Here is a 19,955-nt window from a genome sequence, read left to right on the forward strand (position 1 = left end):
GGCGTTGACTTTTGGCACGCTGTTGAGTTCTCAAGGAACGGTCGCTTCCTTTGTACTCACCCTCTCGGGCTTTCCTCCGGGCGCTTCCCTTCGGTGTTTCAAACTCTACCAGGGTTTTTCCGTCTCTCTGACCACCCCCCTGCGAGCATGCAGAAGGAGATCCAGAGATAGGATCTGATGAGTTTGGGTGCTGTCGGAGGAGCATGCGGTTGCACGCCTCAGTGCCCCCCGGCAGGAGTACGACTGTACACGCAGCCTCGGAGGCCATGCAAATCCGGTGAGCTGGTGGTCTAGACCACTAACTGGTAGCTTCCATCCGGAACCGCCAGTTCACATGACATACGCTGCTGCTCAGTGCGCCGTCCGGGACTGACAGTGACGGCCCGTTGAACAGCTCCACTCCTTGGGAGGCTTCCCATGACCACCGTGACGTCCCCTCTTGCCGGGCGTGCCATCGGACTGGCCGCAGTGCCGGATCCGGTCTTCTCCGGGGCCATGGTCGGCCCGGGCACCGCGATCGACCCCGAGCGTGAGATCTCCGAGGCCGTGGCGCCCGTGGACGGCATCATCGTCTCCCTGCACCCCCACGCGTTCGTCGTCGTCGACGAGAGCGGACACGGTGTGCTCACCCATCTCGGCATCGACACTGTCCAGCTCAACGGCGAGGGCTTCGAGCTGCTCGTCAACAAGGGCGACACCGTGACCCGCGGCCAGGCCGTCGTGCGCTGGAACCCCGCTGCGGTGGAGGCCGCCGGCAAGTCGCCGGTGTGCCCGGTCGTCGCGCTGGAAGCAACTGCCGAGTCCCTCTCCGACCTCCGTGCGGACGGGGACGTGAAGGTCGGCGACAGCCTCTTCTCCTGGAACTGACAGAACTGCCGTCGTAAGGCGGCGAACAGGACAACCACCGCGGCGGCGGGACCCGCCGCACTATCGGGACGGGTGAGATGGAGACAACGCTGCGAGGCGTCGGCGTGAGCCATGGCGTGGCGATCGGCGAGGTACGGCACATGGGCACGGCGGTTCTGGAGCCGCCGGCCAAGCAGATTCCCGCCGAGGACGCGGAGCGGGAACAGGGACGCGCTCGTCAGGCTGTGGACGCCGTGGCCGCCGACCTGATGGCGCGCGGCAATCTGGCGGGTGGCGAGGCTCAGGCCGTGCTGGAGGCGCAGGCCATGATGGCCCAGGACCCCGAGCTGATGGCCGACGTGGACCGGCGGATCACGGTCGGGAGCACCGCCGAGCGTGCCGTGTACGACGCCTTCGCGGCGTACCGGGAGCTGCTGGCCGGTGCCGGTGAGTACCTCGCCGGACGCGTGGCCGATCTCGACGACGTGCGGAACCGTATCGTCGCCCGGCTGCTGGGCGTGCCGATGCCGGGTGTCCCGGACAGTGACCAGCCCTATGTGCTCGTGGCCCGGGACCTGGCTCCGGCCGACACCGCGCTGCTGGACCCGTCTCTGGTCCTCGGTTTCGTGACCGAGGAGGGCGGTCCCACCAGTCACAGTGCCATCCTGGCGCGGGCTCTCGGCGTGCCAGCCGTGGTGGCGCTGCCGGGTGCCGGTGAGCTGGCCGAGGGCACGATGATCGCTGTCGACGGCAGCACCGGCGACGTCTTCGTCAACCCGAGCGAGGCGAAGAAGGCGGAGCTGGAGGCCTCGGCCGCCGCGCGCAAGGCCGCGCTGGCCGCTTCGACGGGTCCCGGCGTGACCGCGGACGGGCACAAGGTGCCGCTGCTGGCCAACGTGGGCGGGCCCGCGGATGTGCCGGCGGCCGTCGAGGCCGGGGCCGAGGGTGTCGGTCTGTTCCGTACCGAGTTCCTGTTCCTGGACGACAGCAAGAACGCTCCTTCCGAGGAGAAGCAGGTGGAGGCCTACCGGCAGGTGCTGGAGGCGTTCCCCGAGAGCCGTGTGGTCGTGCGTGTGCTGGACGCGGGCGCGGACAAGCCGCTGGACTTCCTGACGCCGGCGGACGAGCCGAACCCGGCGCTGGGCGTGCGGGGGCTGCGGACGCTGCTCGACCACCCCGAGGTTCTGCGCACTCAGCTGACGGCGCTGGCGAAGGCCGCCGAAGGGCTGCCCGTCTACCTCGAGGTCATGGCGCCCATGGTGGCGGACCGCAACGACGCGAAGGCCTTTGCCGACGCCTGTCGTGAGGCGGGGCTGCGGGCGAAGTTCGGCGCGATGGTCGAGATCCCCTCGGCCGCGCTGCGGGCGCGCTCGATCCTCCAGGAGGTCGAGTTCCTGTCGCTGGGGACCAACGACCTCGCGCAGTACACGTTCGCTGCGGATCGGCAGGTGGGCGCGGTGTCCCGCCTCCAGGACCCGTGGCAGCCGGCGCTGCTCGACCTGGTCGCGCTGTCCGCCGAGGCGGCCAAGGCCGAGGGCAAGAGCTGTGGGGTGTGCGGTGAGGCCGCGTCGGATCCGCTGCTGGCCTGTGTGCTGACCGGTCTGGGTGTCACCTCCCTTTCCATGGGTGCGGCATCGATTCCGTACGTTCGCGCCACGCTGGCGAAGTACACGCTGGCGCAGTGCGAGCGTGCCGCCGCGGCGGCGCGTGCGGCGGACAGCGCCGAGGAGGCGCGCAGCGCGGCTCAGGCGGTGCTGTCCGGCGAGTAGCCGTAGCGGCCACCTCCGGGGTGTCGGTTCAGGGGCGTCCTGCCTTCGGGCGGGGCGCCCCTGACGCGTTTCCGGCAGCCGGTGTGTGCGGCCGCTCGTGTGTTCGGGGCGAGGCGCGGGCCCTCAGTGACGGTGGTCCGGGGCCGTGCTGTCCTCTCCGAGGGCGGGTGGCTCGCGGTAGTCGACGCCGGACTCCGGGGAGATCAGCTCGCCGGATTCGACGTCGGTGCAGTAGGCGTCGAACACTTCGGACGCCGTCAGTGGTTGGAGGGCGCCGCCGCGCAGTCGCCAGCCGTACACGCGGTCGGCCGTGCCGGCGGCGCTGACGCGGATGACGAGTCCGCCGGGGCTGCGGGTCGCGAGGCCGAGGGCGAGGACGCTGGTGAATTCCAGGGCCTCGGCCTCGTCCAGGCGGGTCGCGCCGTGGGGGTCCTGGTCGCCGTGCAGGACGGAGACGAGGGTGTCCGGAGGTCCTGAGACGGTGCAGACGAGGTGCCGGTCGCCGGGTGGTGCGGTGTCGAGGATGCGGACCACGAGGTCGGAGGCGCGGGTGAAGGCTGCCCTGCCGATGTCCTCGCCGCAGGTCGGGCAGGGCCCGAGGCGGGTCAGGAGGGTCGTGGCGTACTCCCAGGTGGCCTGGCGTACGGCTTCGTCCACGAGGGCGGGCAGGAGGACGGCGAGCGGACGGCCGTCGTAGGGGATGGTCGGGCCGGTGGCCGCGAGTTCCGCGGTGAACCTGGTCCGGCTGGCCGGGGCTTCCGGGTCGAGGCCGGTGTCCGCGCAGTACGCGGCGTAGTCCTCGGGGTCGAACAGGGCGAGTGTGGTGTGGTTGCCCTGTTCGGCGCGGGCCTCGAGAACGGCCTCCAGTTGCTGGAGGTAGGTGGTGTGGTCGTCGAAGGTGAAGCTGCGGTAGCGCCGCATGGCGCGGAAGTCGTGGTCGTCGGTGAGTACGCCGATGGTGCCGGCGATCTCGCGGCGCAGGACGCGTCGCATGGTCTGGTGGTCGGTGTGCGCCATGATTCCCCCAATGCGCGGTCGATCAATGCTCACTCACCGTAACCGACAGCACTGACAATGGGCCTGCCGCCGGTGATCATGGACGGATGGTGAGCAGGTCTGCGCAGGTCACACCGTCCGAGCCCGCTAGCGGCTCGGATGCGGAGGGTGATCGTCCGGGGGATCAGGCGCGCTTGCGGGCGAGTTCCTCGTAGAAGCCGAGCAGGGCGAGGTTGTCGATGGAGCCGGGGTTGACCGCCTTGTCCAGCGGGGTGCCTTGCAGCAGGCGCTTGACCGGGACCTCGATGCGCTTGCCGGTGAGGGTGTGCGGGACGCCGGGCACCTCGATGATCTCGTCGGGGATGTGCCGTGGCGAGAGCTGTTCGCGGATGGCCTGCTTGATGCGGTCCAGGAGTGTCTCGTCCAGGACGGCGCCCGGTGCGAGGTGCACGAACAGCGGCATCCAGTAGCCGCCGTCGGGCTGTTCGAGGCCGATGACCAGGGACTCCTTGATCTCGGGCAGGCGCTCGACGACCTCGTAGATGTCGGCGGAGCCCATGCGCACGCCCTGCCGGTTGAGGGTGGAGTCGGAGCGGCCGTGGATGATCACGGTCCCGCGCGAGGTGACGGTGATCCAGTCGCCGTGCCGCCAGACGCCGGGGTAGGTGTCGAAGTAGCTGTCGTGGTAGCGGCTGCCGTCGGGGTCGTTCCAGAAGTGGATCGGCATGGACGGCATCGGGTTGGTGACGACCAGCTCGCCGACCTCGTCGATGAGGGGCTTGCCGCTCGGGTCCCAGGACTGGAGGTCGGTGCCGAGGCCGGGCGCCTGGAGTTCGCCGGTGTACACCGGGAGGGTGGGTACGGCGCCGGCGAAGCAGGAGCAGACGTCGGTGCCGCCGCTGACGGAGGCGATCCACAGGTCGTCGCGTACCTCGTCGTGCAGCCAGCGGAAGCCGTCCGGGGGCAGGGGGGAGCCGGTGGTGGCGACGCACTTCACCGTGGACAGGTCGTAGTCGCGGGCGGGGTGGACGCCGGCCTTGCGGCAGGCCATGACGTAGGCGGCGGAGGTGCCGTAGAGGGTGGCTCCGGTGCGTTCGGCGATGCGCCACTGGGCGCCCGTGTCCGGGTAGCCGGGGCTGCCGTCGTACAGGACGATCGTGGTGCCTGTGAGCAGGCCGGAGACGAGGAAGTTCCACATCATCCAGCCGGTCGAGGTGTACCAGAAGAAACGGTCCTCTGGGCCGAGGTCGCAGTGCAGGCCGAGCTGCTTGAGGTGTTCGACCAGGATGCCGCCCTGCGACTGGACGATGGCCTTGGGCAGGCCGGTGGTGCCTGAGGAGTAGAGCACCCACAGCGGGTGGTCGAACGGGACCTGCTCGAAGACCGGCTCGGTGTCCCCGCCCGTCAGCGCGGACCACTCCAGGGCTCCCTCGGAAGGCTCGGTGCCCAGCAGGGGGATGTGGACGACGGCGCGCAGGGTGGGCAGCTCGCGGCGCAGCTCCGCGACGATCTCGCGGCGGTCGTGCTCCTTGCCGCCGTAGCGGTAGCCGTCGACGGTGAACAGGACGACGGGTTCGACCTGCTGGAAGCGGTCGAGGACGCTGCGGGCGCCGAAGTCGGGGGCGCACGAGGTCCAGACCGCGCCGACTGCGGCCGTGGCGAGGAGGGCGACGACGGCCTCGGGGATGTTGGGGAGGTAGCCACTGACGCGGTCGCCGGGGCGGACGCCGAGGGCGCGGAGTTCGGCGGCGAGGGAGCCGACCTGGCGGCGCAGCGCGGACCAGCTCACCGGGCGCGGGTCGTGCGTCTCGTCCACGTACAGGAGGGCGGGTTCGTTGGCGCGGTCGGCCGCGGCGCGCAGGGCGTGTTCGGCGTAGTTGAGGGTGGCTCCGGGGAACCACTGGGCGCCGGGCATGGTCCGGTCGCCGAGCACGCGCGCGTAGGGGCTCAAGAACCGTACGTCGAACCACTCGGTGACGGCTTTCCAGAAGGTGTCCAGCTGGTCGACGGACCACCGGTGCAGGGCCGGGTACCCGCCCTCGGCCGGGGCGCCGTGGTGTTCGGCGGCCCATGCCTGGAACCGGGTGATGCGGGCCTGGGCGATCCGCTGGGGATCGGGCTGCCAGAGCGGCTGGGGGTTCGCGGTCGACATTGGGGCGGCTCCCGGGCTGTGCGCGTCGTGTGCGTCGGTCCGCGCACGGGCTGGGGTGTGCGCGTGACGCGGCTGACACGGACGATGCCATGTGATCGACTTCTACACCAGGGTGCGCCCCACACAGTCCATGTCATGAAGATGTGGTGCGGGCACGGGTGAACGACAGTTGAACGACACGCGCGCGTGGGGCGCTCAGTGGCAGGGTGAGCAGCATGGACGGTCGTGACCTGGTGCGTTCGGTGAGTGTGGTCGGTTCGGGCAGGGCGGCTCGGGGGTTGCGTACCGTACGGGCCGCGTGGCGCTGGAGGCGGATCGACGCCGCCGGGCTGCCGCGGCGGGGACCCGAGCGGGCCCGGGTGCCGGGTCAGGTGCAGGGCGTTGAGCCGGGTCCCGGGGGCGGGCTGATCCGGTTCGGGCGCTCCGAGCTGCGGATCGTCGTGGCGGTGAACGGGGCGGTCTTCTGGGGGTGGGACGGGGCTGGTCCGCAGCCGTCGTACGCGCTCGCGGGGAGTGGTCCCGAGCCGGATCCGCGGGCGGTGCTGGAGCCGGACAAGGACGGCGGCTGGCGCGTGGTGGCCGAGCGGGTGACGGTCGTCGTGTCGCGGCACGGCGCGGTGGAGGTGTGCACACCGGGCGGGGTGATGCTGCGGCGGGACCTGCCGCCGCGCTGGTGGGAGCCGGTCGGCGGGGGTGCGGCGCGGTGGATGCAGCGGTCGGAGGTGGCCGCGGACGCCCGGTTCTTCGGTCTGGGCGGGCGCTCCGGCGGGCCTCGGCTGCGCGACGGCGAGTACCGGCTGTGGAACACCGATCCCGGCCGGGCGTTCGGGCCCGGGGACGATCCGCTGTATCTGACGATGCCGGTGCAGCTGGTGGTGGCGGATGCCGGCACCCATCTGGTGTTCCACGACACCACCTGGGACGGCACGGTGATCCTGCGGGAGGGCGAGGAGGGGGCCGGGTCCGGGCACGACCGGGCGGGGCGCTGCGAGGTGCGGATGGACGGCGGTCCGCTGCGCTGCTGGGTGATGGTGGGGACTCCCGCGCGCGTGCTGCACACCTGGGCCTCACTGACCGGGGCGCCCGCCCTGCCGCCCGCGTGGGCGCTGGGCCACCATCACGCGCGGTGGGGCTTCGGCAGCGAGCAGGAGGTGCGCCGGATCGTCGCGGGCTATCAGGAGCACGAGTTGCCGCTGGACGCCGTGCACCTGGACATCGACCACTACGACGACCATCAGGTGTTCACGGTCGACCAGGAGCGTTTTCCCAAGCTGCCGGTGCTGGCGGAGGAGCTGCGCCGGGACGGGATCCGGCTGGTGTCGATCGTCGATCCGGCGGTGCGGGCGGAGCCGGGCAGTGTCGTGTACGACGGCGGTGCGGCCGTGGACGCGTTCGTACGGGACGCGCAGGGCCGCACGGTGCGGGGTGTCGCGTGGGCCGGCGAGTCGGTCTTCCCGGATTTCACGGACGCACGCGTGCGTGCCTGGTGGGGCGGGCTCTACGAGGAGCGGCTGGGGCAGGGCTTCGCGGGGTTCTGGCACGACATGAACGAGCCGACGGCGTTCAGCGCCTTCGGTGAGCCGACGCTGCCGCGCTCGGCCCGGCATGCCCTGGAGGGGCGCGGCGGCGACCACCGGGAAGGGCACAACGTGTACGCGCTGTGCATGGCGCGGGCCGCCTACGAGGGGCTGCGCGAGCTGGCGCCCGAGGAGCGGCCCTTCCTGTTCTCCCGCTCCGGCTGGGCGGGGCTCCAGCGGTACGGCGGCACGTGGTCGGGGGATGTGGCGACCGGCTGGCCGGGGCTGCGGGCGTCGCTGTCGCTGGTGCTGGGGCTCGGGCTGTGCGGGGTGCCGTACTCGGGTCCGGACGTGGGCGGTTTCGACGGCAGTCCGTCGCCGGAGCTGTATCTGCGGTGGTTCCAGCTGGGGGCGCATCTGCCGCTGTTCCGCACCCACGCGAGTCTGCGGGCGGGGCGCCGGGAGCCCTGGGAGTTCGGTGCCGAGGTGCTGGAGCACGCGCGCGTGGCGTTGCTGGAACGGCGGCGGTTGCTGCCGTACTTCCTGACGCTGGCGCATCTGGCCCGGCGGACCGGCGCGCCCTATGTCCGGCCGCTGTGGTGGGGGGCGCCGGAGGACCGGGCGCTGCGCGACTGTGAGGACACGTTTCTGCTGGGTGACGGCCTTCTGGTGGCCCCGGTCCTGGATCCCGGTGTCGACCGCCGCGCGGTGCGCCTGCCGCGGGGCCGCTGGTACGACACGGTGACGGAGGAGGTCCATGAGGGACCGGGGCAGGTCCTGGTGGACGCGCCGCTGTCGCGGATACCGGTGCTCGCGCGCGCCGGAGCGGTGCTGCCCGTGCGCGGGGCCGACGGTGGGCTGGAGCTGGAGGTGTGGGCGCCCGCGCGCGGACGCACCGGGTCCGGTCTGGTCGTGCGGGACACGGGCGACGGGTGGGACGAACCGGAGATCGAACGTTACGTCGCCCGCCGGCACGGCGGCCGGGTGGTGGTCACCCGGGACCGGGAGGACGGCGTGGCCGAACCGCCCTACCCGGTGCGCGTGCGCGGGCTCGGCTGAACCGCACGGTTCACACGTAGCGGCCCTCGAACCACGCCTTGACGGCCACCGTGTGCAGCGGGAAGGCGAGTTCCTCGGGCCTGCGCAGCAGCTGCCAGCCCTCGGTCTCGTCCGTGGGAGCGGAGGGCGGCAGTCCGTCGGCCGGGCGTTCCGGCAGCACTCCGAACAGCAGCAGGTGCCCGTCGGGTGAGCTCATGGCGTCCACGAGCCGCACGTCACGGGCGGCCGCGTCGATGCCGGTCTCTTCCTTGAGTTCCCGTACGACGGCCTGCTTCCAGTCCTCGCGGTCGTCGATGTACCCACCGGGCAGGGCGATGCCTCCGCGCGCGGGTGCGATGGTTCGGGTGATGACGACCAGGGCCGTGCCCTTGGTGTCGTACACGGGCTGGAGAGCGATCGCGACCGGGAGCGGATTGCGGTAGGCGAGGGTCCCGCAGGACGAGCAGGTGCGCGGCCATCCGGAAACGCCCTCTCCATAGGGCGCTCCGCAGCTCGAACAGTGAGAGTCGGGCGCGGAGTTGGCAGTTGGTTGCTGAGTTTCGGACACGCGCGGACTGTATCCGATCAGGGGAGGGACATGTTCCGCTAGTGAGGGATCAGGAACGAGCGGATCTGGAAGGGGCGGCCGGAATCACCCCCGTCGGTCCCGGCCGCCCCTCGTGTACCACGACGCCGTACGCCGCTGTTCGGTTCACCGAATCGGCCTGCCCATTTCCGGTTGCCCGTGGCACACTTCTGACGCTACGTCAGGTATGCCTCGAGGGGAGGGTCCTTGCCGCACACACGCAAGCCCGCGGTCACCGGCTGGTTCACCGGCGAGGGCGAGAGCTTCCGGCTCCTGGGCACCCGCTGCACGGCCTGCTCCTCGGTCTTCTTTCCCCGCGAGGACGTCCACTGCCGCAACCCCCACTGCGCGGGCGGCTCCCTTGAGGAGATCCCGCTGTCACAAAAGGGGCGCATCTGGTCGTACACCGACAGTCGATACCGCCCACCGTCACCCTATGTGAGCAACCCGGAACTTCCCTGGGTGCCGTACGCGTTGATCGCGGTGGAGCTGGAGGCCGAGCGGATCGTGGTGCTCGGGCAGGCGGCTCCCGGGGTCACCGTCGCCGACCTGACGGTGGGCATGGAGGTGGAGGTAGTCCCCGGTGTGCTCCACGAGGACGAGGACACAAAGACGACCTGGACGATCTGGCACTGGCGGCCGACGGGGGTGACGGGGTGACGGTTGATGTGGCGGTGCTCGGCGCGGGCATGCACCCGTGGGGCAAGTGGGGCCGCGGCTTCGCGGAGTACGGCACGGCAGCGGCTCGCGCGGCTCTCGCGGACGCGGGCCTCGACTGGCGGGACATCGGCTCGATCGTGGGCGCCGACACGGTGCGCGGCGGCTATCCGGGTCATGTCGCGGGAGCGACCTTCGCCAAAGCCCTGGGCTGGCAGGGCGCCAGGGTGACGAGCGTGTACGCGGCGTGCGCGTCGGGGGCCCAGGCCGTCGCGGCGGCACGGGCGCAGATCCTCGCCGGTCTGGCGAACGTCGTCCTGGTGGTGGGGGCGGACGCCGCGCCCAAGGGCTTCTTCCGGCCCGCGGGCGGGGACCGTCCCGACGATCCGGACTGGCTGCGCTTCCGGCTGCTGGGGGCGACGAACCCGGCGTACTTCGGGCTGTACGCGCGGCGGCGGATGGCGGTGCACGGGGACACGCCGGAGGACTTCGCGCTGGTCAAGGTGAAGAACGCCGCCTTCGGGGCGCTCAACCCGTACGCCCGCTACCGCAAGCGGGTCACCGCCGATGAGGTGGCCGCCTCCGCGGTGGTCGCCGATCCGCTGCGACTCCTGGACATCTGCGCCACCTCCGACGGCGGGGCCGCCCTGGTGCTGTCCAGCCTGGACTTCGCGCACCGGCACGGCGCCGCCCGTCCGGTCCGCATCCGGGCGGTGTCGACGGTGACGCCTCGCTTCCCGAACACGGTGCTGGACCTGCCGGACATCGCCACGGACTCGGCGGTCGCGGTGGCACCACCGGCGGAGACCTTCCGGGCCTCGATCGCGCGCGCCGCCTACGACGAGGCGGGCATTGGACCCGAGGACCTGTCCCTGGCCGAGGTGTACGACCTGTCGACCGCGCTGGAGTTGCAGTGGTACGAGGATCTGGGACTGTGCGGCGAGGGCGAGGGCGCGAAGCTGCTAAGGGAGGGCGCGACCGCCCCGGGCGGGCGGATACCCGTGAACACCAGCGGCGGACTGGCCTCCTTCGGTGAGGCGGTGCCGGCCCAGGCCATCGCCCAGGTGTGCGAGCTGACCTGGCAGTTGAGGGGCACGGCGGGGGAGCGTCAGGTCGCCGGGGCGCGGGTGGGCATCACCGCTAACCAGGGGCTGTTCGGGCACGGGTCATCGGTGATCGCCGTGCGGTGACAGGAGCGAGTCCGGAGACTCCTGCCGCAAGAGAGTCGATGGGGTTGTCCACTCTGCGTGATCAGCCCGGAATGCTGCGTGAACGTCTCATGAACTGGGCCTGGGCGTGCGCGGGCAGCGCCATCATGCTCCCGTGCACTCCTGGACGGATACTCTCCGCTTCGCCTTCCAGCCGGTGGTCAACCTGAGGACGGGCGCGGTCGCCGCACTGGAGACACTCGCCCGCCCGGAGACCGGCGATGTCCTGGCCGAGGCCCGCCGAGATCCCGAACTGGACGGCAGGCTGACCGTGTTGGCGCTCCGCGCGGCTGCCCGCAAGGAGACGCTGCTGCCGCTGCATCTGAACGTGTTCGCGGCGACGCTCGCCGATCTCGGCGGCCTGACACCGCTGCACGACGCCGTACGCGCGGCGGGGCGCATGCCCTGGGAGGTGACGCTCGACATCGTCCCGCCGTACACACATGTGCCGCAGCGTGCCCTGCTGGAGGCGGTGGCCTCACTGCGCCAACAGGGATTCCGGATCAGCGCGGACGGCATCGGGGACGGCGACGTACCGCTCAGACTGCTCACCGACCTCTCCCCCGACCTGGTCAAGCTCGACGCCTCGCTGCTCGCACGGCCGGCCGCGGTGCGGGCGATGCGGACGCTGTGCGAGGAACTGGGCGCCCTGGTCGCGGTCGAGGGAGTGGAGACCGAACTCCAGTGTGCGGCGGCGCTGTCGGCCGGTGCGCAGCTGGCCCAGGGCGAGCTGTTCGCCCCGCCGGCCCGTATCCCCGCAGCACACGTATACGTTCCGTCCCTCGCTCCCGGTGCCGAGACCGTGCCCCGCTCCGGCCCGTCCGTACGAGAGTTCGTCCGGCCTGCCGCCGTCCTGCCAGTGACCGCTTCGGCGGGACAGGTGCGGGCATTGCTGACCGGTTCTCCGGACGTCTCCGGGGTACTGCTGGTGGACCAGTGCGGCCGGCCCGTCCGCTCGGTGCACCGCTCCCGCTTCCTGCTGTCGATGTCGGGCCGCTACGGACACGCCCTGTACGCCGACCGGCCGGCCTTCAAACTGAGCGACGCGCCCCGCACGGTCGGCGTCGACGCGACGGCCTGGCAGGTGCTGGACGTGGTGGCGGTCGGCGGCCGGGACCGGACCTCCGACGACGTGGCGGTGGTCGACGGACACGGCCGGTGTGTCGGTGTCGTTCGGCTGGCGGATCTGGTGCGGGCGCTGGCCGAGAGCCGGGTGGAGGAGGCCGCCGGACTCAACCCGCTGACCCGGCTGCCCGGTTCCGACGCGATCGTGAGTGAGGTGGACCGGCGGATCTCCGCCGGGCGGGCGTTCGCGCTCAGCTGGCTGGACATCGATCACTTCAAGCAGGTAAACGACGGTGCCGGGTTCGCCGCGGGCGACGAGCTGATTCGCGCGGTGGGCCGCGCGCTCCAGCAGGCGGTCGCGGACCACGCGCGTGTGGGGCACATCGGCGGGGACGACTTCCTGGTGCTGGCCGACGAGGAGGCGCTCGATCCGCTGGTAAGTGCCGTGTTGGACGCTCCGTGGGCGGCGGGCGGCCGGCCGGTCACGCTCTCCCTGGCGACGGTCGTCTGCGGTCCGGGCAGCGTGAGCGACCATCACCAGGCCGCCGCCCAGCTCGCTCCGCTGAAGAAGGCGGCCAAGGCGCTGAACGGCGGCAGCTGGGTCCTCGGACGCGCCGGGCTCCCCGGTCACGAGGTCCGGCGCGGCGGCCCGGGCCCGGCACCGGCGCAGGCCGGATACGCGGCCGCCGAACCACGGTGGTGAACGGCCCTCGCGTGTACGTCGGTTGCGGCGCGCCCACTCGGCCGAGGCCGACGGAGGACCCGTGTCACCGTCGCCGTCGGCAACCTTGACGCCCCCGGAGCGCCGGTGAACACTTCCCGGTGTCAGTCGACATCGCCGTACATTCTCGGCGTTATCAGGCACTGCGGCACGGGTCTGTCCTGCTCATGGCCCGGCGCTCCAGGGCGATCCGGCTGCGACGGCACGCTCGTCACCGACGCCGGGCGGGGCGCGGGGCCCTCCCTGCCTTCGGCTGAAGTCGCCAAGGGAACCGTCCTGCACGACAGGGCCGGGGGCCAATCGCCCCCTACCGGCGCCAAGGGAGCCGCCATGAGCAACGGAGACATTTTCGTCGGCGAGGTCATCGGCACCGCGATTCTGATCCTGTTCGGTGCGGGCGTCTGCGCCGCCGTCACCCTCAGATACTCCAAGGCACGGGCCTCGGGCTGGATCGTGATCGCGTTCGGCTGGGGCTTCGGCGTGCTCGCTGGCGCGTACACCGCCGCTCCCCTCTCCGGTGGTCAGCTCAATCCCGCGGTCACCATCGGCATCGCCGTCGACACCGGCAAGTGGGGCAAGGTCTGGGTGTACCTGCTCGGGCAGATCGTCGGCGCGATGCTCGGCGCCGTACTGGCCTATCTCGTCTATCTCGCCCAGTTCCAGGCCAACGTCCGCACGGAAGGCACCGCGGACGAACCCGTGCCGACCCTCGGCATCTTCTCGACGATTCCGGAGATCAGGAACCCGGTCGCCAACCTCGTCACCGAGATCATCGCGACCGTCGCGCTCGTCCTGCCGGTCCTCGCCTTCGGGCTCACCAAGGGGCTCGGCGAGTCCGGCACCACGGTATTGATCGTCTCCCTGCTCGTCGTGGGCATCGGCCTCTCCCTCGGCGGCCCCACCGGCTATGCCATCAACCCGGCCCGCGACCTCGGCCCGCGCATCGTGCACACCTTCCTGCCGATCCCCGACAAGGGCACCTCCGACTGGGGGTACGCCTGGATACCGGTCGTCGGGCCGCTGATCGGCGGAGCGCTGGCCGGCCTCCTCTACAACGTGGCCTTCTGAATTCCGCGCCCGCCACCGCTATCTCCACGCGTCCTTCCCGCCAGCGATCCGACCCAGCGACCCAGGGACAGCCATGACGGACACCGCCGACACGTACGTCGCCGCCATCGACCAGGGCACCACGTCCAGCCGCTGCATCGTCTTCGACCACAGCGGCGCGATCGTCGCCGTCGACCAGCGCGAGCACCGGCAGATCTTTCCCAAGCCCGGCTGGGTGGAGCACGACGCCACCGAGATCTGGTCCAAGGTGCAGGCCGTGGTGGCCGGGGCGCTCGCCAGGGCGGGACTGCGCGCCGACCAGCTGAGCGCGCTGGGCATCACCAACCAGCGGGAGACCACGGTCCTGTGGGACCGGGCCACGGGCAAGCCCGTGCACAACGCGATCGTCTGGCAGGACACCCGTACCGCGCCCCTGTGCGGCGAACTGGGCGGCACGGACGGCCAGGACCGCTTCCGCGAGAAGACCGGGCTGCCGCTGGCCAGCTACTTCTCCGGGCCCAAGGCGGCCTGGCTGCTGGATCACGTGCCCGGTCTGCGGCAGCGGGCCGAGCGCGGTGAGATCGCGTTCGGAACCATCGACTCCTGGCTGATCTGGAACCTCACCGGTGGCACCGACGGCGGCCGGCACGTCACCGACGTCACGAACGCCGGCCGCACCATGCTGATGAACCTGGACACCCTCCAGTGGGATCCCTCCCTCCTGTCCGCGATGAACGTGCCCGAGGCCGTACTGCCCGAGATCAGGTCCTCCGCCGAGGTGTACGGGACCGCGGTCGGGCGGCTGTCCGGGGTGCCCGTGGCCTCGGCGCTGGGCGACCAGCAGGCCGCCGTGTTCGGGCAGGCCTGCTATGACGTCGGCACCGCGAAGAACACCTACGGCACCGGCAGTTTCCTGCTGCTGAACACCGGCAACCGGCCGGTGCCGTCGAAGAGCGGGCTGCTGACGACGATGGGCTACAAGATCGGCGGGGAGGCGCCGGTGTACTGCCTGGAGGGGTCCATAGCGATAACGGGCGCGCTGGTCCAATGGTTCCGCGACCAGCTCGGGATCATCCGGACCGCCGACGAGATCGAGACACTGGCGGCGAGCGTCGACGACAACGGCGGCGCCTACATCGTGCCCGCCTTCTCGGGCCTGTTCGCGCCCTACTGGCGCTCCGACGCGCGCGGCGTCGTCACCGGCCTCACCCGGTACGTCACGAAGGCCCACCTCGCGCGCGCGGTGCTGGAGGCGACGAGCTGGCAGACCCGGGAGGTCGTGGACGCGATGTACCAGGACTCCGGGGTGCGGATCAGCACGCTGAAGGTCGACGGCGGCATGACCCGGAACAACCTGCTCATGCAGCACCAGGCGGACGTCCTCGGCGTGCCGGTGATCCGGCCCCGCGTTTCGGAGACGACGTGCCTGGGCGCCGCCTACGCGGCCGGGCTGGCCACGGGCGTGTGGAACGACCTGGACCAGCTGAAGTCCCACTGGCGGAAGGACACGGAGTGGACGCCCGCCATGGAGGCCTCGGTCCGTGACCGCGAGTACCGGAACTGGCGCAGGGCCGTGGAGAAGAGCTTCGGCTGGCTGGAGGAGAACGGGGCGTAGCAGCGGGAAAGCCGCCGCACGCGCGCGTGGGCGCTCCGCACGGGACCACGGCCCGTACCCCGGTCGGCGGGGGTACGGGCCGTGCCGTCGGTCAGCGCAGAACGGCCCTGCGGCGGTCGGCCGTGTACTCCATCGCATGCTGGACGAGTCCGACGAGCACCTCCTTGACCGACTCCCGGTCACGGGCGTCGCACAGCAGGACCGGCACGTCGTCGTCCAGGTCCAGGGCCTGGCGGACGGACTCCGCGGGGTAACGGGCAGCCCCCTCGAAGCAGTTGACAGCGACGAGGAAGGGGATGGAACGCCGCTCGAAGTAGTCGACGGCGGCGAAGCAGTCCTCCAGGCGGCGTGTGTCGGCGAGGACGACGGCGCCGAGCGCGCCCTCGGACAGCTCGTCCCACATGAACCAGAACCGCTCCTGCCCTGGCGTACCGAAGAGGTAGAGCACCAGGTCCTCGCGCAGGGTGATGCGGCCGAAGTCCATGGCCACCGTGGTGGTGTGCTTGCCCTCCACACCGTTGGTGTCGTCGACGGGCCGCCCGGCTTCGGTGAGCAGTTCCTCGGTGCGCAGCGGCCTGATCTCGCTGACCGCGCCGACGAGGGTCGTCTTGCCCACGCCGAAGCCGCCGGCCACGAGGATCTTGAGCGTGACGGGCTCGACCGGGGCCTTGCCGCGCTCAGAACGCCCGAAGATCATCGATCTCTTCTCCTGCTTGATGGGGGTCGGGTGACGGTCGGCCGTAGCCGCCGCCACCGGGGGTTTCGATGACGAGTACGTCGCCGGGGCCGACGTCGGCCGAGCCGCTTCCGCCGAGGTCGGTGACCGTGCCGTCCGCGCGTTCCACCCGGTTGGCGCCGAGCGCTCCGGGGGCGCCGCCGGCCATGCCGTACGGCGGCACGCGGCGGTGCTGGGAGAGCGTGGAGACGGTCATCGGTTCGAGGAAGCGAATCCGGCGCAGGGCTCCGTCGCCGCCCCGCCACTGCCCGGCGCCGCCGCTCCCCCGCCGGACGGCGAACTCCTCCAGGCGGACCGGTAGCCGCCATTCCAGGACTTCCGGGTCGGTGAGCCGGGAGTTGGTCATGTGGGTCTGGACCACGTCGGCACCGGGGAAACCGTCTCCGGCGCCGGATCCGGAGGCGACGGTTTCGTAGTACTGGTGCCGCTCGTTGCCGAAGGTGACGTTGTTCATGGTGCCGGAGCCCTCGGCCTGGACGCCGAGCGCGGCGTAGAGAGCGCCGGTGATGGCCTGCGAGGTCTCGACGTTGCCCGCGACCACGGCGGCGGGCGGCTCGGGCGCGAGCATCGAGCCGGTCGGCACGATGATCTCCAAGGGCCGCAGACAGCCGTCGTTGAGCGGGATGTCGTCGGCGACGAGCGTGCGGAAGACGTACAGGACTGCCGCGTTGACCACCGCGAAGGGCGCGTTGAAGTTGGTGGTGAGCTGCGCGGACGTACCGGTGAAGTCGATGGTCGCCCGGCGTTCGGTGCGGTCGACGCGGACGCGGACCCGGATGACGGCGCCGGAGTCGGTCTCGTAGGCGTACTCGCCGTCGTCCAGGGCGTCGATGACGCGGCGGACGGCCTCCTCGGCGTTGTCCTGGACGTGCCGCATATAGGCCTGGACGACATCGAGGCCGAATTCCTCGATCATGCGCCGGACCTCGTCGACGCCCTTCTGGTTGGCGGCGATCTGGGCGCGCAGGTCGGCGAGGTTGGTGCGCGGGTTGCGGGACGGGTACGGCGCCTCGGCGAGCAGGCGGCGGGTCTCCTCCTCGCGGAAACGGCCGTTCTCGGCGAGGAGCCAGTTGTCGAAGAGGACGCCCTCCTCCTCGATGGTGCGGCTGTGGGCCGGCATGGAGCCGGGGGCGATGCCGCCGATCTCGGCGTGGTGACCGCGTGAGGCGACGTGGAAGAGGATCCGCGGCTCACTTTGCGTGTCCGTCGCCCGGTCGGTGTCGAAGACGGGCGTGATCACGGTGACGTCGGGCAGATGGGTGCCGCCGTGGAACGGGTCGTTGACGGCGTAGGTGTCGCCCGGCCGCATGGCGGAGCCGCGCCGGCGGATGACCTCTTTGACGCTGGTGCCCATGGAGCCCAGGTGGACGGGGATGTGGGGGGCGTTGGCCACCAGGTTTCCGTCCGGGTCGAACAGGGCGCAGGAGAAGTCGAGCCGCTCCTTGATGTTGACGGACTGGGCCGTGGACTCCAGCCGCGCCCCCATCTGTTCGGCGATCGACATGAAGAGGTTGTTGAAGACCTCAAGCAGAACCGGATCGGATTCTGTGTCGACGCGGGAACTCTGTGTAATCGCCGTGCGTTCCATGAGCAGATGCCCGTCATCGGTCGCGGCGGCCCGCCAGCCGTCGTCGACGACGGTCGTGGCGCCGGCCTCGGTGATGATCGCGGGGCCGGTGACGGTCTCGCCGGGAGGAAGGGCCTCCCGGTGGTGGAGGGGTACGTCGCGCCAGGCGCCGCCGGTGTGGAGGCGGACGGTGCCGGGCGCCTGGGCACGGCCCTCGTACGGGGCGAGGGCGGAGAGATCGGGGGGTGCGGTGATGCCGGTGGCTTCGACGGAGAGGGCTTCCACGACGACCGGGCGGTCGAGTGTGAAGGAGTACGTGGCGCGATGACGTTCTTCGAACGCGTGCCGCATGGCGTCGGGCTCGGCCAGTTCGACGGTGAGGGTGGTGTCGGTGCCGTCGTAGCGGAGCTGGGCACGGCGGGTGACCTGGACGCGGTCCTCCGGGACGTCCTCGGCGACGAGTTCGGCGCGTGCGGCGGTCTCCAGGTCGTCGGCGGTCTCGCGGATGCCGGGCATGGAGGCGGCGTCCAGGGGTGCTTCCACGGAGTGCTCGCGCATGGCCGTGGTGTCGGCGAGGCCGATGCCGAGCGCGGAGAGCACGCCGGCCATGGGGGGTACGAGGACGGTCCGGATCCCGAGCGAGTCGGCGACCCGGCACGCGTGCTGGCCGCCCGCCCCGCCGAAGGTCGTCAGGGCGTAGCGGGTGACGTCATGCCCCTTCTGCACGGAGATCCGCTTCACGGCGTTGGCGATGTTGGCCACGGCGATCTCCAGGTAGCCCTCGGCCACCTGCTCCGGGGTGCGGTCGTCACCGGTGTGTTCGTGGATCTCGCGCGTGAGGGCGCTGAACCGGTCGCGGACGAGGGCTGCGTCCAGTGGCTGGTCACCGCCGGGCCCGAACACGGCCGGGAAGTGGGCGGGCTGGATGCGGCCGAGCATCACGTTGGCGTCGGTGACGGTGAGCGGGCCGCCGGCGCGGTAGCAGGCGGGGCCCGGGTCGGCACCGGCCGAGTCGGGGCCGACCCGGTAACGCGAGCCGTCGAAGTGCAGGACGGAGCCGCCGCCGGCGGCGACGGTGTGGATGTCCAGCATCGGTGCCCGCAGCCGGACACCCGCGATCTGTGTGGTGAACACGCGCTCGTACGCGCCGGCGAAGTGCGAGACGTCGGTGGAGGTGCCGCCCATGTCGAAGCCGATGACGCGGTCGAAGCCGGCGCGCTGCGACATGCGGGCCATGCCGACGATGCCGCCGGCCGGTCCGGAGAGGATGGCGTCCTTGCCACGGAACTGTCCGGCCTCCGTCAGCCCGCCGTTGGACTGCATGAACATCAGCCGGACGCCGCGCAGTTCATCGGCGACGTGCCGCACGTAGCGGCGCAGCACGGGCGAGAGGTAGGCGTCCACGACGGCGGTGTCCCCGCGCGGGACGAGCTTCATCAGCGGGCTGACCTCGCTGGACAGGGAGATCTGCGGGAAGCCGACGCGGGCGGCGAGTTCCCCGATGGCGCGTTCGTGGCCGGGGTGGAGGTGGCTGTGCAGGCAGACGACGGCGACCGCGCGGATCCCGTCGTCGTACGCCTCCCGGAGGGGACCCTCCAGGGCGTCCAGGTCGGGGGCGCGCAGGACGGCTCCGTCGGCGGCGACGCGTTCGTCCACCTCCACGACCCGTTCGTGGAGCAGCTCGGGCAGCTCGATGCGGCGGGCGAAGATGCGGGGGCGGTTCTGATAGGCGATGCGCAGGGCGTCGCGGAAGCCGCGGGTGACGACGAGGAGCGTGCGCTCGCCCTTGCGTTCCAGCAGGGCGTTGGTGGCGACCGTGGTACCCATGCGAACGGCCTCGACGGGCTCCTGGGAGTCGCCGAGGAGTGCGCGTACGCCCGCGACGGCCGCGTCGGTGTACCGGGCCGGGTTGTCGGACAGCAGTTTGTGCGTGAGCAGCCGGCCGTCCGGGCGACGCGCGACGATGTCGGTGAAGGTGCCGCCTCGGTCGACCCAGAACTGCCAGCCAGTCACGTCACTACCCCGCTTCCGCGCCGGTCACAGCGCCCGGAGGCCGTTGATCACGTCGCGCAGAATACTCTCGTCCGGCAGCTCGGCCGGGGGAACCGGACGGGTCACATGGACGAGTTCGGCGTGCACCAGGTCGCCGATGAGGACGCGGACGACGCCGATGGGCAGGTCGAGTTCCGCGGCGAGTTCGGCGACCGACTGGGGCGCGTCCCGGCACAGTCCGACGATCTCCACGTGTTCGGGGGACAGTGTCGGGTCCGATTCCGGGTCGCCCGTGTCGGGCTCCGTGACGACCACCGCGATCAGGTCGAGGCGGTGCTGGCCCTCACTCGTGGTGCGGCCACGCGTCATGGCGTACGGACGGACGACCGGCCCGGCCTCGTCGTCGAACCAGTGGTTTCTTCCCTGACCGTCTGCGCTCATGT

General features: G+C 71.3%; 14 protein-coding genes. 8 read left to right on the forward strand and 6 right to left on the reverse strand.

Annotation, left to right across the window (positions count from 1 at the left end; all coding sequences use genetic code 11):
- Nucleotides 1-417 precede the first annotated feature (417 nt).
- A complete protein-coding gene (locus ACZ4WH_RS41165) occupies nucleotides 418-867 on the forward strand; it encodes a PTS sugar transporter subunit IIA (RefSeq protein WP_468190669.1) in 450 nt (149 codons plus the stop codon).
- Between the two features lie 77 nt (nucleotides 868-944).
- On the forward strand, nucleotides 945-2,615 hold the full coding sequence (ptsP, locus tag ACZ4WH_RS41170; RefSeq protein ID WP_468190671.1) for a phosphoenolpyruvate--protein phosphotransferase: 1,671 nt from the start codon (nucleotides 945-947) through the stop codon (nucleotides 2,613-2,615).
- Nucleotides 2,616-2,738: 123 nt separating this feature from the next.
- Here the strand turns inward: ptsP and ACZ4WH_RS41175 are convergent, their stop codons facing one another.
- Complete coding sequence (locus ACZ4WH_RS41175; protein WP_468190673.1) at nucleotides 2,739-3,632, reverse strand: hypothetical protein; 894 nt, start codon at nucleotides 3,630-3,632, stop codon at nucleotides 2,739-2,741.
- Nucleotides 3,633-3,795: 163 nt separating this feature from the next.
- Nucleotides 3,796-5,763, reverse strand: coding sequence for an acetoacetate--CoA ligase (locus tag ACZ4WH_RS41180; RefSeq protein WP_468190675.1), 1,968 nt, complete (start codon nucleotides 5,761-5,763; stop codon nucleotides 3,796-3,798).
- 215 nt (nucleotides 5,764-5,978) lie between these two features.
- Between ACZ4WH_RS41180 and ACZ4WH_RS41185 the strand changes: the two genes are divergently transcribed.
- Nucleotides 5,979-8,339: a glycoside hydrolase family 31 protein gene (locus ACZ4WH_RS41185; protein WP_468190677.1), complete on the forward strand. Its 2,361-nt coding sequence runs from the start codon at nucleotides 5,979-5,981 to the stop codon at nucleotides 8,337-8,339.
- Between the two features lie 10 nt (nucleotides 8,340-8,349).
- Here the strand turns inward: ACZ4WH_RS41185 and ACZ4WH_RS41190 are convergent, their stop codons facing one another.
- Nucleotides 8,350-8,886, reverse strand: a complete 537-nt coding sequence (locus ACZ4WH_RS41190; protein ID WP_468190679.1) for an NUDIX domain-containing protein — start codon at nucleotides 8,884-8,886, stop codon at nucleotides 8,350-8,352.
- A 225-nt stretch (nucleotides 8,887-9,111) separates the two neighbouring features.
- Between ACZ4WH_RS41190 and ACZ4WH_RS41195 the strand changes: the two genes are divergently transcribed.
- The 5 genes from ACZ4WH_RS41195 to glpK all read left to right on the forward strand — a co-directional run bounded on the left by ACZ4WH_RS41195 (nucleotide 9,112) and on the right by glpK (nucleotide 15,217).
- On the forward strand, nucleotides 9,112-9,564 hold the full coding sequence (locus ACZ4WH_RS41195) for a Zn-ribbon domain-containing OB-fold protein (protein WP_468190681.1): 453 nt from the start codon (nucleotides 9,112-9,114) through the stop codon (nucleotides 9,562-9,564).
- Nucleotides 9,561-10,751: a lipid-transfer protein gene (locus tag ACZ4WH_RS41200; protein WP_468190683.1), complete on the forward strand. Its 1,191-nt coding sequence runs from the start codon at nucleotides 9,561-9,563 to the stop codon at nucleotides 10,749-10,751. The genes ACZ4WH_RS41195 and ACZ4WH_RS41200 overlap by 4 nt, the downstream gene beginning before the upstream one ends.
- Before the next feature lie 133 nt (nucleotides 10,752-10,884).
- A complete protein-coding gene (locus ACZ4WH_RS41205; protein WP_468190685.1) occupies nucleotides 10,885-12,537 on the forward strand; it encodes an EAL domain-containing protein in 1,653 nt (550 codons plus the stop codon).
- A gap of 348 nt (nucleotides 12,538-12,885) precedes the next feature.
- Complete coding sequence (locus ACZ4WH_RS41210) at nucleotides 12,886-13,623, forward strand: MIP/aquaporin family protein (RefSeq protein WP_468190687.1); 738 nt, start codon at nucleotides 12,886-12,888, stop codon at nucleotides 13,621-13,623.
- A 73-nt stretch (nucleotides 13,624-13,696) separates the two neighbouring features.
- On the forward strand, nucleotides 13,697-15,217 hold the full coding sequence (gene glpK / locus ACZ4WH_RS41215) for a glycerol kinase GlpK (protein WP_468190689.1): 1,521 nt from the start codon (nucleotides 13,697-13,699) through the stop codon (nucleotides 15,215-15,217).
- A gap of 91 nt (nucleotides 15,218-15,308) precedes the next feature.
- Here the strand turns inward: glpK and ACZ4WH_RS41220 are convergent, their stop codons facing one another.
- From ACZ4WH_RS41220 to ACZ4WH_RS41230, 3 genes are read right to left on the reverse strand one after another with little or no spacing between them, the layout of a single operon-like run.
- A complete protein-coding gene (locus ACZ4WH_RS41220) occupies nucleotides 15,309-15,914 on the reverse strand; it encodes a GTP-binding protein (RefSeq protein ID WP_468190691.1) in 606 nt (201 codons plus the stop codon).
- On the reverse strand, nucleotides 15,895-19,533 hold the full coding sequence (locus tag ACZ4WH_RS41225) for a hydantoinase B/oxoprolinase family protein (RefSeq protein WP_468190693.1): 3,639 nt from the start codon (nucleotides 19,531-19,533) through the stop codon (nucleotides 15,895-15,897). The genes ACZ4WH_RS41220 and ACZ4WH_RS41225 overlap by 20 nt, the downstream gene beginning before the upstream one ends.
- 24 nt (nucleotides 19,534-19,557) lie before the next feature.
- Nucleotides 19,558-19,953 carry a DUF742 domain-containing protein gene (locus ACZ4WH_RS41230; RefSeq protein WP_468190695.1) on the reverse strand — a complete coding sequence of 132 codons (396 nt, stop codon included), beginning with the start codon at nucleotides 19,951-19,953 and terminating at the stop codon, nucleotides 19,558-19,560.
- Between the last annotated feature and the right edge of the window lie 2 nt (nucleotides 19,954-19,955).

This window comes from Streptomyces sp. NPDC029138, from assembly GCF_055564375.1.